This is a genomic window from Xanthomonas sp. 1678 (assembly GCF_031455575.1).
Classification (GTDB): domain Bacteria; phylum Pseudomonadota; class Gammaproteobacteria; order Xanthomonadales; family Xanthomonadaceae; genus Xanthomonas_A.
This window is the reverse complement of the sequence record NZ_JAVDSZ010000005.1, coordinates 146,742-159,923: the sequence shown is the minus strand read 5'-3', so window position 1 is coordinate 159,923 and position 13,182 is coordinate 146,742. Positions and strand designations below refer to the sequence as shown.

The following is a 13,182-nucleotide window of genomic DNA, read 5'->3' as shown; positions in this document are numbered from 1 at the left end:
CTAGCGCGATCGTTGCCGCCGCACCAGCCCCCATTCAGGGCTGGGGCAACGGTTCAGACCATCATGGAATCAGCGTGACGGCTGCGTGGAGCGCGAGCCCGATCAAGCCGCCGACCAGGGTGCCGTTGAAGCGGATGTACTGCAGGTCGCGGCCCACGCTCAGCTCCAGCTGCTCCACCAGGTGGCGCTCGTCCCAGCCTTTCACGGTCTGCGCGATGTGCTCGGTGACGCCGCTGCGCAGGCGCTGGGTCAGTTTCTCCGCGCCGCCCAGCAGGTGCTGGTTGAGCGCGTCGCGCAGCGCGCTGTCCTGGGCCAGCGACTGCCCGAGCGCGCCCAGCGAGCGTTGCAAATGCTGCACCAGCACACCGTCGCTGCGCGACAGGTCCTCGCGCAGGCTGGCGTGGATCTGCTCCCACAGGCCCTGCACGTAGTCCTGCACGCCGGGGTGCTCGATCAGGCGCTGCTTCATCGCCTGCAGCTTGTCGGCGGTGGCCGGGTCGTTGCGCAGGCGCTGCACGTAGCCGCCGAGCCAGCGCTCGTAGTCCTGGCGCAGCGGATGCTGCGGCTGCGACAGCACGTCCTGCAGTTCGTCCAGCAACGCATGCGCCAGGCGTTCGGCGAGGGTGTCGGCAATGCCTTCCACCGGCTTGACCCATTCCACCGTGCCGACCAGCTTGGGCCATTCGCGGCGCGCGTACTTGACGATCATCGCCGACACCCGCTGCTTGACCGCCGCGTCGTCCAGGTGCCGGCCGAGCCGGGTCAGCGCTTCGTCGAGCAGGGCCTGGTGGCGGCCGTCGGCGGTGAGCAGGCCGAGGATCTCGCCGGCGGTCGCGGCGGCATTCCATTCGTGCAGGCGCGCGACCACGAAGCCGTGGATGCGGCGCCGCACCGCGGCCTCGTCGAGCAGGTCCAGCGCCTGCAGCGCCCAACCGCGCGCCAGCTCGGCCAGCTTGCCTGCCTGCACCGGTTCGGCCAGCCACTGGCCCAGCCGCGCGGCGGGGTCGAACGCGCTGAGCTTGGACAGCAGCGTCGCCGGTTCCAGGAAATGGTCGCGCACGAACACCGCCAGGCTGTCGGCGATGCGGGTCTTGCCGTGCGGGATGATCGCGGTGTGCGGGATCGGCAACCCCAGCGGATGCCGGAACAGCGCCACCACCGCGAACCAGTCGGCCAGCGCGCCGACCGTGGCCGCCTCGCAGAACGCGCCGATCCAGGCCCAGGCGCCGTGCATGCCCATGACGTGGCTGAGCAGGAAGCCGGCCAGCATCGCCAGCAGCAACAGCGCGGCAAGCAGCTTCATGCGCCGCAGCTGCGCGCGGCGCGGATCGGGCGGCATCGACGGGGCGGAGGAAACGCTCATGCCGGCCAGTGTACGCAGCGGCGGGTTAGGCGGATTTCATCGCCGGGCGAGGGTGGTTGGCGTGTCGTACGGCAAGTGTGTAAGAACGATGGCCTTGCACATGTCATCGATGTGCGTGGCGTCTCCGTGGGGCGGGCGGCATCCCTGTGGGAGGGACTTCAGTCCCGACGCGGTATTGCCGGAACAAGCCTCGGGACGGAAGGCTCTCCTGCACGTGCTGCGCATGGGACCGATGCGTGGCGGGCCAGTGCCGGATCAGTCCTGCAACTGCGCCCGCAACGCCGCCAGTTCATCGCGCAGCACCCGGTTCTCGGCATCCAGTTCGGCCACGCGCAGGCGCAGCGCGGCCAGTTCCGCGTCGTCGCCTTGCACCGCGTTGCCCTCGCCATCCTGCTCGGCCGGGGTTTCGCGCGGCTTGCGTTTGGACTCGCGGGCGCGCTTGGCCGCCTGCTTGAGTTCATCCTTGCCGGCCCTGGCCGCGGCGCGCTGTTCCTCCTCCGGCAGGCTGGCCACCGCGGCGGCAGCGTTGATCGAGATCGCGCCGGACTTCACCGCTTCCACCACTTCGGCGGTAGCCTGCTTCTGGATCTTCTCGATCTGCACCACCTGGCTGTTGCTGAGCCGCGCGGCGCGCGCCAGGTCGGCACGGCTCAACGGCGCCGGCGCCGCCTCGACGCTCGCGCCGTCTCCGCCGGCTGGCGCATCGGCCCAGGGCGCGGCATCGTCGTGCGCATCGGTTGTCGCTTCAGGGCTGTCGACGGACGCCGCGGTCGCCGCGGCGGCGCGGCTGCGGCGCTCGGCCAGGATCTCGCGCTTGCGCAGCGCCAGCACGCCGCGCTGGAAATCGGACACGCTGCGCCGGCCCAGGTGCTGGTCGATCATCCACAGGTGCACGTCCTGCAGCGACTGGAAACGGGTGTTCTGCACGGTCTGGAACGGCAGCCCGTGTTTCTGGCAGATGCCGTAGCGGTTGTGCCCGTCGACCAGGATCTCGCCCCACAGCACCAGCGCATCGCGGCAGCCCTCGGCGAGCAGGCTGCGCTCCAGCGCCGCGTATTCGTCGGCGGTGAGCGGATCGATGTAGGCCTTGAGGTCTTCGTTGACGACGATGTTCATCGGGGCAGGGCACGGCATTGCGACAGGGGGCGGCATTGTAGAGACTTGCGCGCGTCCGCGCCGGTCGGTGTGCGGCCGTTGACGCTATGCCGGACCAGGCACAGAATCCGCACGGCCTGGCGATCGGGGGATCGCGGCCCGGCCGATGGGGACGCGACGATGATCTTGTGGGGCTGGGGCGAGCGCGACGTCGCCTGTGGCATGGAGGAGCGCCAGTTCTGCCCGCGCTGCGAACAGGAGCGCGCGTTCGCGATGCGCCTGCGCTATTCGTACGGGCACTTCTACCACCTGTTCGGATGGGTCCGCGAAAAGCAGTACCAGCTGGTGTGCCCGGTGTGCCATCACGGCTGGCTGCTGAACCAGGCCAGCGCCGAAGGCCTGCTGCAGACCGTGCCGATCCCGTTCCACCAGCGCTGGGGATGGCTGGTGATGCTGGTGCTGTCGGTGCTCATCGCGGCGGCGGTGTTGCTGCGCGGTGGCGAGGCCTAGCGGACGCGCCGAACCGCCTTCGCCGGTACCGCGCCAGTTCTGCTGTAATGCGCGGTCCTCTGCCGCCGACGCTTCGCCATGCCCGTTTCCGCAACCGCACGCCGCCGTCTGTGGTTGACCGCCGCCATCGTCGCGACGATCGCCGCCGGGTTGGCGTCGCGGCACTTCCCGTGGCTGTTGCCGTCGTGGCTGGGCAAGTTTCCCGGCGATGCGCTGTGGGCGCTGATGGTCTACCTCGGCCTGGCGTGGCTCGCGCCGCGCGCGCGGCCGCTGCGCTTGGCTGCCGTGGCATTGGCCGTGTGCTGGCTGGTGGAGGCGTCGCAGCTGTACCGCACGCCCTGGCTAGACGCGCTGCGCGCTACCACCCTGGGGCACCTGGCCTTGGGCTCGACGTTCGTGTGGCTGGACCTGCTCGCCTATACGCTGGGCGTGGCCGCCGGCGCATGGCTCGACCGGTACTGCGCGCGCGATGAAAGCGGTCAGGAGCTGCAGGATCCGTAGTTCGGTGGTGGCCGGTCCCGGCGGCTGACGCGAACCGTGAAGCGCAGCCGAGAGCCGGCAGGGTGTCGATGGCGCGTCCTTGCCGCGGTCGCCTTTGCGGCGAGCAGAAGGGCAGGGCCGCTGCGCCAGCGCGCAACGGCCGCAGCGCTCAGTCGACCACCACCTCGCTGATCTGCATCACCGGGGCCAGGTCGGTGTAGTTCTTGATGTCGCCGAGGATCTCGTCGGCATGCGGGCCGAAGCCGGCCTGGAACGTCTCCACCGAGTCGCTGAAGATGTGGCACATGCCGACATAGGTGGGGTCGCTGCCGGGGGCGCCGCCGGACAGGCCTTTGTCCACGGTGTAACGCTTGCAGGCCTCGCCCATGCGCGCCTGCAGCAGCGGCATGTGCGTGTCGCGGTAGTAGTCGTGGTCGAAACGGGCGCCTGGCGTGTACGGGTACATCACGCTTACCTTGATCATCGTGCTGCTCCTGTCGGTGATACCGCGAAGGTCGGCCACCGCGGGGTCTGGCCGGCGCTGGCGCAAGGCTAGCACCGGGTGCCGGTGGCGATAAGTGCCGCGGGTCAGGCCCAGGCGAGGCGGTGGCGGCCGGGGCCGGTCCACACGATCCGCAAGAACGCGCCGCTCAGCAGGCCGCGCTCGCGCAGGTGCGCGAACACCTCCGCCGGGCTCCATTCCCTGCCGTCGGCGAAGGCCACGCCCAGGGCACGCAATGCTGCGAACGCGGTGGCCTTGTGCGCGTCGTCGGCGACCTGCAGCAGCCACGCGTCGGGCTGCGCCGCCGCGAATCCAAGCGCGGCCAACGCGTCGTGCAGCCGGCGATCCGGCAGTTTGACCCGGATCGCAGCGCCGTCGGCTTTTTCCACATAGGCGACGGCCGGCTCATCCATCGCGCGGCGACGCTCCTGCGGCATGGCGGCGAGCGGCGCTTTTCGCCAGGCAATGGGCACGCAACATGGTGGCCGGGCTGCGCCTCATTGCATCGTCGGCATCGCGAACTCGGCATCGCGCGCGGCCGCCGGCCAGCGTGCGGTGACGGTCTTGAGCCGGGTGTAGAAGCGCACCCCGTCCGGGCCGTGCACGTGCAGCGGGCCGAACAGCGAGCGCTTCCAGCCGCCGAAACTGTGGAACGCCATCGGCACCGGGATCGGCACGTTGATCCCGACCATGCCGGCCTGCACGCGCCGGGCGAAGGCGCGCGCGGCGCCGCCATCGCGGGTGAACACCGCCGCGCCGTTGCCGTATTCGTGCGCATCGATCAGCTGCAGTGCGGCCTCGGCGTCGGCCACGCGGACCACGCACAGCACCGGGCCGAAGATCTCTTCGCGGTAGATGCGCATGTCGGCGCGCACGCGGTCGAACAGGCTGCCGCCGAGGAAGAAGCCCTCGGCCGGTGCCGGCGTGTGCGTAGCGCGGCCGTCGACCACCAGCGTGGCGCCGTCGGCCACGCCGCTGTCGATGTAGCCGCGCACGCGCTCGCGGTGCGCGGCGCTGATCAACGGGCCCATGTCCGGTTCGTCGGCGCCGGCGCCGAGCGTCAGCGCGGCCACGCGCGGCGCCAGCCTGGCGACCAGCGCATCGGCCACCGCATCGCCCACGCACACCGCCACCGAGATCGCCATGCAGCGTTCGCCGGCCGAACCGTAGCCTGCGCCGAGCAGGGCGGCCACCACGTCGTCCAGATCGGCGTCGGGCAGCACCACCAGGTGGTTCTTGGCTCCGCCCAGCGCCTGCACGCGCTTGCCCAGCGCACTGCCGCGCGCGTACAGGTCGGCGGCGACCCGGGTGGAGCCGACGAAGCTCAGCGCCTGCACCTGCGGGTGCGCGAGCAGCGCGTCCACCGCCGGCTTGGCGCCGTGCACCACGTTGCACACCCCGTCCGGCAGGCCGGCCTCGTGCAGCCATTCGGCCAGCAGCAGCGAGGCGGACGGATCGCGTTCGGAGGGTTTGAGCACGAAGCTGTTGCCGCAGGCCAGCGCCACCGGCAGCATCCACAGCGGCACCATCGCCGGGAAATTGAACGGGGTGACGCCAGCGACCACGCCCAGCGGCGCGTACTCGCTCCACGAATCCACGCCGCGGCCGACATCGACCGAATGCTCGCCCTTGAGCAGGTGCGGAATGCCGCAGGCGAACTCCACCACCTCCATGCCGCGGGTGACTTCGCCGCGCGCGTCGGACACCACCTTGCCGTGCTCGGCGCTGATGCAGCGGGCGAGGGTGTCGGCATGCCGTTCGAGCAGCTCGCGGAAGCGGAACATCACCCGTGCGCGCTGCAACGGCGGGGTGGCGGCCCAGGCCGGGAATGCCTGCGCGGCGGCGGCGACCGCGGCATCGACCTCGCGCGCGCCGCCCAGCGGCACGCGCCGCGCCACCGCGCCGCTGGCCGGGTCGAACACCTCGGCATGCTCGCCGCCGTCGAAATCGACGCGGCGGCCGCCGATGTAGTGGGACAGGGACTCGCTCATGGTCGGCACTCCTCCAGGGTCAGCCCAACGCGTCCAGCGGCCGCACGAACTCCTGCCCGAGCGCCTGCGCCACCGCGCGGTGGGTGAGCTTGCCGGCGTGGACGTTGAGGCCGTTGCGCAGGTCCTGGTCGTCGCGCAGCGCCTGCAGGCCGTGTTCGGCCAGCTGCAGCACGAACGGCAAGGTCGCGTTGGTCAGGGCGAAGGTGGAGGTGCGTGCCACGCCGCCGGGCATGTTGGCCACGCAGTAGTGGACGATGCCGTCGACCTCGTAGGTCGGCTGCTGGTGGGTGGTGGCGTGGCTGGTCTCGAAGCAGCCGCCCTGGTCGATCGCCACGTCGACCAGCACCGAGCCCGGCCGCAGCAGCGCCAGCTGCGCGCGTGACACCAGCTTGGGCGCGGCGGCGCCGGGGATCAGCACCGCGCCGATCACCAGGTCGGTGTGCGGCAGGCATTGCTCGATCGCGTCGCGGGTGGAATACAGCGTGGTCAGCTGGTGGCCGTACAGTTCGTCCAGGTACTTGAGCCGTTCCAGCGAGCGGTCCAGCACCGTCACCCGCGCATGCAGGCCCATCGCCATGCGCGCGGCGTTGATGCCGACCACGCCGCCGCCGATCACCAGCACTTCGGCCGGCTTGACCCCGGGCACGCCGCCGAGCAACACGCCCGAGCCGCCCTGCGCCTTCTCTAGCGCGTGCGCGCCGGCCTGGATCGCCATGCGCCCGGCGACCTCGCTCATCGGCGCCAGCAACGGCAGGCCGCCATGGCCGTCGGTGACGGTCTCGTAGGCGATCGCGGTGCAGCCGGAGCGCAGCAGCGCACTGGCCTGCGCCGGATCCGGCGCCAGGTGCAGATAGGTGAACAGCAGCTGCCCCGGGCGCAGCTGCGCGCATTCGTCCGGCTGCGGTTCCTTGACCTTGACGATCATGTCGGCCTGCGCGAACACGCTCGCCGCGTCGTCGGCCAGGCGCGCGCCGGCGCGTTCGTAGTCGGCATCGGTCAGGCCGATGGCCTGGCCGCCGTCGCGCTGCACCAGCACCTGGTGCCCGTGCAGCACCAGTTCGCGAACTCCGGCCGGGGTCAGCCCGATCCGGTATTCGTGGTTCTTGATCTCTTTCGGGACGCCGACCAGCATGAGCGGTTCTCCAGGCATGCGGCGCGCGTGGGGAGCGCGGAGCGGGTTGTGATGAGGGCGGGGATCAGGGCGTGGTGCGGATCATGTCGGCGAGCACCGCGAAGATGCGGTCGATGTGCTCGCGCTCCACGATCAGCGGCGGCGACAGTGCGATGGTGTCGCCGGTGACGCGGATCAGCAGGTCGCCCTCGTGGAAGCAGCGCTCGAAGATCTCGTAGCCGCGCGCGCCGGGCGCATCCTTGCGCGGCGCCAGTTCGATCGCGCCGATCAGGCCGAAGTTGCGGATGTCGACGACGTGCGGCAGGTCCTTCAGCGCATGGATCGCCTGCTGCCAATAGCCGCCCAGTTCGATCGCCTTGTCGAACAGGTTCTCCTCCGCATAGGTGTCCAGCGTCGCCAGCGCCGCGGCGCAGGCCAGCGGATGACCGGAGTAGGTATAGCCGTGGAACAGGTCGATGGCGCCGGCCGGGCCGTGCGCGAAGGCGTCGTGGATCGCGTGCGAGACGAATACCGCGCCCATCGGCACGCAGCCGTTGGTCAGTCCCTTGGCGGTCGTCATCAGGTCCGGGGTGACGCCGAAGCGCTGCGCGGCGAAGGCCTTGCCGACGCGGCCGAAACCGGTGATCACCTCGTCGAAGATCAGCACGATGCCGTGCTTGTCGCACAGTTCGCGGATGCGCTGCAGGTAGCCGTGCGGCGGCAGCACCACGCCGGCCGAGCCGGAGATCGGCTCGATGATCAGCGCGGCGATGGTCGAGGCGTCGTGCAGTGCGACCAGCCGCTCCAGGTCCTCGGCCAGTTCCGCGCCGTGCGCCGGCAGCCCTTGCGAGAACGCGTTGCGCTCGATGTCCAGGGTGTGTCGCAGATGGTCCACGCCGGGCAGCAGCGGGCCGTACCATTTGCGGTTGTTGGGCAGCCCGCCGACCGAGATGCCGCCGAAGCCGACCCCGTGGTAGCCCTTCTCGCGGCCGAGGAAGCGGGTGCGCTGGCCTTCGCCGCGGGCGCGGTGGTAGGCCAGTGCGATCTTCATCGCGGTGTCCACCGATTCGGAGCCGGAGTTGGTGTAGAACACGTGGTCCAGGCCGGTCGGGGCCAGTGCGACCAGGCGCTCGGCGAGCACGAACGGCAGCGGCGAGCCCATCTGGAAGGTCGGCGCGAAATCCAGCGTGGCGATCTGCCTGGATACCGCCTCGACGATGCGCGGCCGCGCGTGCCCGGCGTTGCAGCACCACAGCCCGGCGGTGCCGTCGAGGACCTGTCGGCCGTCCACGCTGCGGTAGTACATGCCCTCGGCCGAGGCCAGCAGCCGCGGCCGCGCCTTGAACTGGCGGTTGGCGGTGAACGGCATCCAGAACGCCTCCATGGCGTCCGGCGCCTGCGTGGCCTGGGCGGCGTAGTGGTCGGCCAGCGCCTGGGAGGAGGGGGGCGACTGAGGGCGCATCACAGGCTCCACGCAAGAGAAGTGTTGAAAAAACTTTACACCAACCGGAGCCGCGGTGGCGGCCGGGCCGCGTCTGCGCCACCGCCCGCAACGCAGGCCACTGCGCGGCGCGAACCCACGCATCAGCGCCAGGGTACGCCGGTCCAGCCGGATCGGCCGGTCGCGACGCGCGGCGCGCAAATTGACCGCGAGGAGCGGCTGTGTAAAGTATCCGGCAACACCCTCCAGGCCTTCCTCATCACGCGATGGATATCGGCGCCCGCCTGCATCGGGTTCGCACCGCCCACGGGCTGAGCCAGCGCGAGTTGGCCAAGCGCGTGGGCGTGACCAACAGCACCATCTCGCTGATCGAGCAGAACAAGGTCAGCCCATCGGTGAGTTCGCTGAAGAAGGTGCTGGACGGCATCCCGATCTCGCTGGCCGATTTCTTCACCCAGGACCTGGACATCGGCGCGGCCGATGCGCCGTTCTACCGCACCGACGAATTGCCAGACGTGGGCAGCGACGGCATCCACTACTACCTGGTCGGGCAACACCGTCCGCAGCGGCAGATGTGCATCCTGCGCGAGGTGATGCCGCCCGGCAGCGACACCGGCGCCGCGATGCTGGTGCACGAGGGCGAGGAAGGCGGGGTGGTGGTGGCCGGCGAAGTGGAGATCACCGTCGGCGCGCAGGTGCGGGTGCTGCGCGCCGGCGAAGGCTACTATTTCGAAAGCCGGGTGCCGCACCGGTTCCGCAACGTCGGCAGCGACGCGGCGGTGATCGTCAGCGCCAATACCCCGGCCACGTTCTGAGCGGCGCGTGCGCCCGGCCGCGCTCGCACGACTTCAACATCCGTTCCTTCTTTCCGATCCGGAGCTCCCGATGAACGCACCCCGCACCCGCGACGCATGGCAGGCGATGGCCGCCGCGCTGCACCTGCGCACCCAGGCCTTCATCGACGGTCGCTACGTCGATGCGGCCAGCGGCAAGACCTTCGATTGTATCAGCCCGATCGACGGCCGCGTGCTCGGCCAGGTCGCCGACGGCGGCGCGGAGGACATCGAACGCGCGGTCGCCGCGGCGCGGCGCAGCTTCGATGGCGGGCGCTGGTCGCAGGCCAAGCCGGCGCAGCGCAAGAAGACCCTGCTCAAGCTGGCGCAGCTGGTCGAGCAGCATGCCGACGAACTGGCGCTGCTGGAATCGCTGGACATGGGCAAGCCGGTGCGCGATGCGCGCAGCGTGGACGTGGCGGCGACGGTGCGCTGCCTGGCCTGGACCGGCGAGGCGCTGGACAAGGTCTACGGCGAGGTGGCGCCGACCGGGCACGACGAACTGGGCCTGATCACCCGCGAACCGCTGGGCGTGGTCGGCGCGATCGTGCCGTGGAATTTTCCGCTACTGATGGCGGCGTGGAAGATCGCCCCGGCGCTGGCCGCGGGCAACTCGGTGGTGCTCAAGCCCTCGGAGAAATCGCCGCTGAGCGCGCTGCGCCTGGCCGAACTGGTGGCCGAAGCTGGCATCCCCGACGGCGTGTTCAACGTGGTGCCCGGGTTCGGCAAGAGCGCCGGCGAGCCGCTGGCGCTGCACATGGACGTGGACGGGCTGGTGTTCACCGGATCCACCGCGGTCGGCAAGCGCCTGCTGCAATGCGCCGGGTTGTCGAACATGAAGCGTGCCTACATGGAATGCGGCGGCAAGAGCCCGAACCTGGTGTTCGCCGACGCGCCGGACCTGGAACAGGCGGCGCAGGCCGCGGCCGGCGCGATCTTCTACAACCAGGGCGAGGTCTGCACCGCGGCGTCGCGGTTGCTGGTGGAGCGCTCGATCAAGGACGAATTCGTCGCCCGCGTGGTCGCCGCCGGGCGCGCGCTGCAGCCGCGGCATCCGTTCGACGACGACGCGGCGATGGGCGCGCTGGTGGACGAGGCGCAGACCAACCGCGTGCTCGACTACATCGCCCGCGGCAGCGAGGAAGGCGCGCGGCTGCTGCTCGGCGGCAAGCGCGTGGACGTGGTGGCCGGCGGTTGCTACGTGGAGCCGACGATCTTCGACGAGGTCGGCCACGAGGACACCATCGCCCGCGAGGAGATCTTCGGCCCGGTGCTGTCGGTGATCGCCTTCGACGACGAAGCGCACGCGCTGCGCATGGCCAACGACAGCGACTACGGCCTGGCGGCCGGCGTCTGGACCCGTGACATCGGCCGCGCGCACCGCGTGGCGCGCAAGCTGCGCGCCGGCAGCGTGTGGGTCAACTACTGGGACGGCGGCGACATGACCGCCCCGTTCGGCGGCTACAAGCAATCGGGCAACGGCCGCGACAAGTCGCTGCATGCGTTCGACAAGTACACGGAGATGAAGGCGACTTGGATCAATTTGGCCGTTTAGTTCGGGACTCGGGATTTTCGCAAGTTTGCAGCTTTCGCGCTTTTCTGTAGGAGGGGCTTTAGCCCCGACGCCTTACCGATAACGCGTCGGGCTAAAGCCCCTCCTACAGAAAAGCGGTTGCGCCGGAGTTGCAAAAAAAAGGGCCGCTTTTTTCTTAAAAAAAGCGGCCCTTTTTGCATCAAATCGCTTGACATGGATTTGCCCCCGGACCTCATCCTGCCGTCCCGAGTCCCGAGTCCCGAGTCCCGAGTCCCGAGTCCCGAGTCCCGAGTCCCGAGTCCCGAGTCCCGAGTCCTCAAACCCGATCGACCCGGCAAGCGAAACAGCCCTGGCGCGCATTGTGCAGATGCAGGTAGCGCACCTGCGGATCGGCGAAGGCCTGCACGATCGCGGCCGCGACCGTCTCGCCGGCATGCACGTCGGCGGCGACCATCATGTCGGCGGCGTCGTAGCCGCGCAGCGAGATCAGTCGCCGGCGGATCGCGTCGGGCACCTGGTCCGGTACCGCCACGGCGGTGGGCACGTGGCGGCGCACGTAGATCGGCCCCGCGGCGCGGTACGGCGTGTCCGCCGGCTGGTGCTGGTAGTGCAGCAGCAACAGTTCCTCGCCGGGCTGGGCGTCTTCCAGGCTGACCCGGCACGGGAAGCCCGGCATCTGGTCGGCGCGGACGCGGCGCGCGCCGTGCGCGTGCAGTCGCGCATCGTCCAGGTCGAACAGCGGTGCGAAGTGCGCGGCCGCAAGGCCGACACAGACGAAACTGGACATGCGCGCTCCCGATAGGAAAGTGAGCGCACAGCATGCGCGCCGCTGCAGCGCAGTGCCGGCCGGATTCGGACATGGCAACGGCGCGCGATCGCTGGGCAGCACACCGGCGCGCTGGTGGAAGCGATCGCTCGCTCACTGTCGCCCTGACGGCGCGCCGTGGCGTGTGCAATGCGTTTCTTCGCGGACTTGCCGCACACCGCCCCGGCTTCGTGCAGTCACTGCCGACAAAGCGTCGGGCCAAAGAGCCTCCAGGCGCGCAGCGTTGCAGCGCCAGCGTCGCGACGCTCGCTCCGAATCCTGAGTCCCAATTCCAATCCCCAATCCCCAATCCCCAATCCCGGCTCATACCAACCCGGCAAACGCCTCCGCCAATCCCTGCACGCGTCCACAGTCGTGCGCGTCGTAGCCGGGCAGCAGGCCCAGTTCGTGCTGGAACGCCTCGCTGCGCAGCAGATCCACGATCGGTGCAAGGCGGCCGCTGTCCAGCGCTTCGCGGCGGCACAGCAGGAAATAGCGTTCGTTGACGATCGGGATGAAGTCCAGGCCGTAGCGTCGCGCCGGCGGTTCCAGGCCCAGCCCGGCATCGGCCAGGCCGCTGGCGACATAGGCGGCGACCGCGGCATGGGTCAGCTCTTCCATGTCGGCGCCGTGCAGGCCGCTCAGCGGCAGGCCCTGCCGCGCCAGCAGGCATTCCAGCAGCAGGCGCGTGCCCGAGCCGGGCTGGCGATGGATGAAGCGCACGTCGGCGCGCAGCAGGTCGGGCAGGGCGTGGATGCGTTTGGGATTGCCCGGCGCCAGCACCAGGCCCTGGGTGCGCGTGGCCAGGTGCAGCACGCAGTCGCCGTGCGGGTCGAGCCGGTCGCGGTAGTGGCCGAGCAGTTCGGCTTCCAGTTCGCCGATCGGCAGATGCAGGCTGGCCAGGTCGCAGGCGTCGTTGCGCAGCGCGCTCAGCGCGTCGTCCGGACTGCGGTACTTCAGCTCCAGCGGCGCGCCGGCCAGCACCATGCACCGGCGCAGCGTCTCCACCCCGAACCCGTGCGAGGCGTGCAGGCGCAGCGGCGTCGCTTCCTGCCGGAACACACGCTCCAGCTCGGCCTCCAGCTCGCTGGCCAGGCTTTCCAGGGTCGGCGCCAGGCGTGCGGCGATGCGCTGCTCGGCCCAGACCAGGCGCTCGCCGATCGGCGCCAGGCGCGCGCCGCGGCCGCGGGTGGCGCGCAGCAGCGGCTGCCCGAACAGGCGCCGCGCCTCGCGCAGCGAGCCCCAGGCGTAGCGATAGGACAGCCCGGTCTGGCGGCAGGCCGCGGCCAGCGAACCGGTGTCGCGGATCGCCAGCAGCAGTTCCACCAGCCGCGGCGGCAGGCGCTGTCCGGCGTCGGTATGCAGTTCCCACTGCGGTCGGATCGTCACTTTGTACATGGCGGCTGCGGCGCGTGCCCAATCGGCTTTCCACAGCCGATTATTAGACCATCGGGCGCTCGGCACCATTGCGCTTTCGTACTAACCTCGCCGCGCGTCGTTGCATCGCCATATGCAGT

The 13,182-nt window shown here is 70.3% G+C and carries 13 protein-coding genes; 4 read left to right on the top strand and 9 right to left on the bottom strand.

The features are described from left to right. Positions 1–61 precede the first annotated feature (61 nt). Positions 62–1,303, bottom strand: coding sequence for a DUF445 domain-containing protein (locus J2Y70_RS11425; protein ID WP_263398483.1), 1,242 nt, complete (start codon positions 1,301–1,303; stop codon positions 62–64). 315 nt (positions 1,304–1,618) lie between these two features. Next, a complete protein-coding gene (locus tag J2Y70_RS11420) occupies positions 1,619–2,479 on the bottom strand; it encodes a plasmid replication/partition related protein (protein ID WP_309917356.1) in 861 nt (286 codons plus the stop codon). A gap of 159 nt (positions 2,480–2,638) precedes the next feature. Between J2Y70_RS11420 and J2Y70_RS11415 the strand changes: the two genes are divergently transcribed. Together J2Y70_RS11415 and J2Y70_RS11410 are read left to right on the top strand one after the other, a co-directional pair. Beyond that, positions 2,639–2,968, top strand: a complete 330-nt coding sequence (locus J2Y70_RS11415; RefSeq protein ID WP_309917354.1) for a hypothetical protein — start codon at positions 2,639–2,641, stop codon at positions 2,966–2,968. Positions 2,969–3,046: 78 nt separating this feature from the next. Further along, complete coding sequence (locus J2Y70_RS11410) at positions 3,047–3,469, top strand: DUF2809 domain-containing protein (RefSeq protein WP_309917352.1); 423 nt, start codon at positions 3,047–3,049, stop codon at positions 3,467–3,469. 148 nt (positions 3,470–3,617) lie between these two features. Here the strand turns inward: J2Y70_RS11410 and J2Y70_RS11405 are convergent, their stop codons facing one another. From J2Y70_RS11405 to J2Y70_RS11385, 5 genes are all read right to left on the bottom strand, one after another. Then, a complete protein-coding gene (locus tag J2Y70_RS11405) occupies positions 3,618–3,932 on the bottom strand; it encodes an EthD family reductase (RefSeq protein ID WP_263394986.1) in 315 nt (104 codons plus the stop codon). 104 nt (positions 3,933–4,036) lie between these two features. After that, positions 4,037–4,423 carry a hypothetical protein gene (locus J2Y70_RS11400; protein WP_309917350.1) on the bottom strand — a complete coding sequence of 129 codons (387 nt, stop codon included), beginning with the start codon at positions 4,421–4,423 and terminating at the stop codon, positions 4,037–4,039. 24 nt (positions 4,424–4,447) lie between these two features. Next, entirely contained in the window at positions 4,448–5,941 is a 1,494-nt protein-coding gene (locus J2Y70_RS11395) for a CoA-acylating methylmalonate-semialdehyde dehydrogenase (protein ID WP_309917348.1), read from the bottom strand. A gap of 19 nt (positions 5,942–5,960) precedes the next feature. Continuing rightward, positions 5,961–7,073: an alanine dehydrogenase gene (gene ald, locus J2Y70_RS11390; RefSeq protein WP_309917346.1), complete on the bottom strand. Its 1,113-nt coding sequence runs from the start codon at positions 7,071–7,073 to the stop codon at positions 5,961–5,963. Positions 7,074–7,137: 64 nt separating this feature from the next. Next, positions 7,138–8,514, bottom strand: coding sequence for an aspartate aminotransferase family protein (locus tag J2Y70_RS11385; RefSeq protein WP_263394982.1), 1,377 nt, complete (start codon positions 8,512–8,514; stop codon positions 7,138–7,140). Positions 8,515–8,759: 245 nt separating this feature from the next. On the opposite strand from J2Y70_RS11385, the gene J2Y70_RS11380 reads away from it, so the two are divergent. Together J2Y70_RS11380 and J2Y70_RS11375 are read left to right on the top strand one after the other, a co-directional pair. Continuing rightward, a complete protein-coding gene (locus J2Y70_RS11380; protein ID WP_309917343.1) occupies positions 8,760–9,308 on the top strand; it encodes a cupin domain-containing protein in 549 nt (182 codons plus the stop codon). Positions 9,309–9,378: 70 nt separating this feature from the next. Further along, positions 9,379–10,881 carry an aldehyde dehydrogenase gene (locus tag J2Y70_RS11375; protein ID WP_309917341.1) on the top strand — a complete coding sequence of 501 codons (1,503 nt, stop codon included), beginning with the start codon at positions 9,379–9,381 and terminating at the stop codon, positions 10,879–10,881. A 295-nt stretch (positions 10,882–11,176) separates the two neighbouring features. Here the strand turns inward: J2Y70_RS11375 and J2Y70_RS11370 are convergent, their stop codons facing one another. Together J2Y70_RS11370 and J2Y70_RS11365 are read right to left on the bottom strand one after the other, a co-directional pair. After that, complete coding sequence (locus tag J2Y70_RS11370) at positions 11,177–11,647, bottom strand: DUF1203 domain-containing protein (protein WP_309917338.1); 471 nt, start codon at positions 11,645–11,647, stop codon at positions 11,177–11,179. A 342-nt stretch (positions 11,648–11,989) separates the two neighbouring features. Further along, positions 11,990–13,063 carry a substrate-binding domain-containing protein gene (locus J2Y70_RS11365; RefSeq protein ID WP_309917335.1) on the bottom strand — a complete coding sequence of 358 codons (1,074 nt, stop codon included), beginning with the start codon at positions 13,061–13,063 and terminating at the stop codon, positions 11,990–11,992. Between the last annotated feature and the right edge of the window lie 119 nt (positions 13,064–13,182).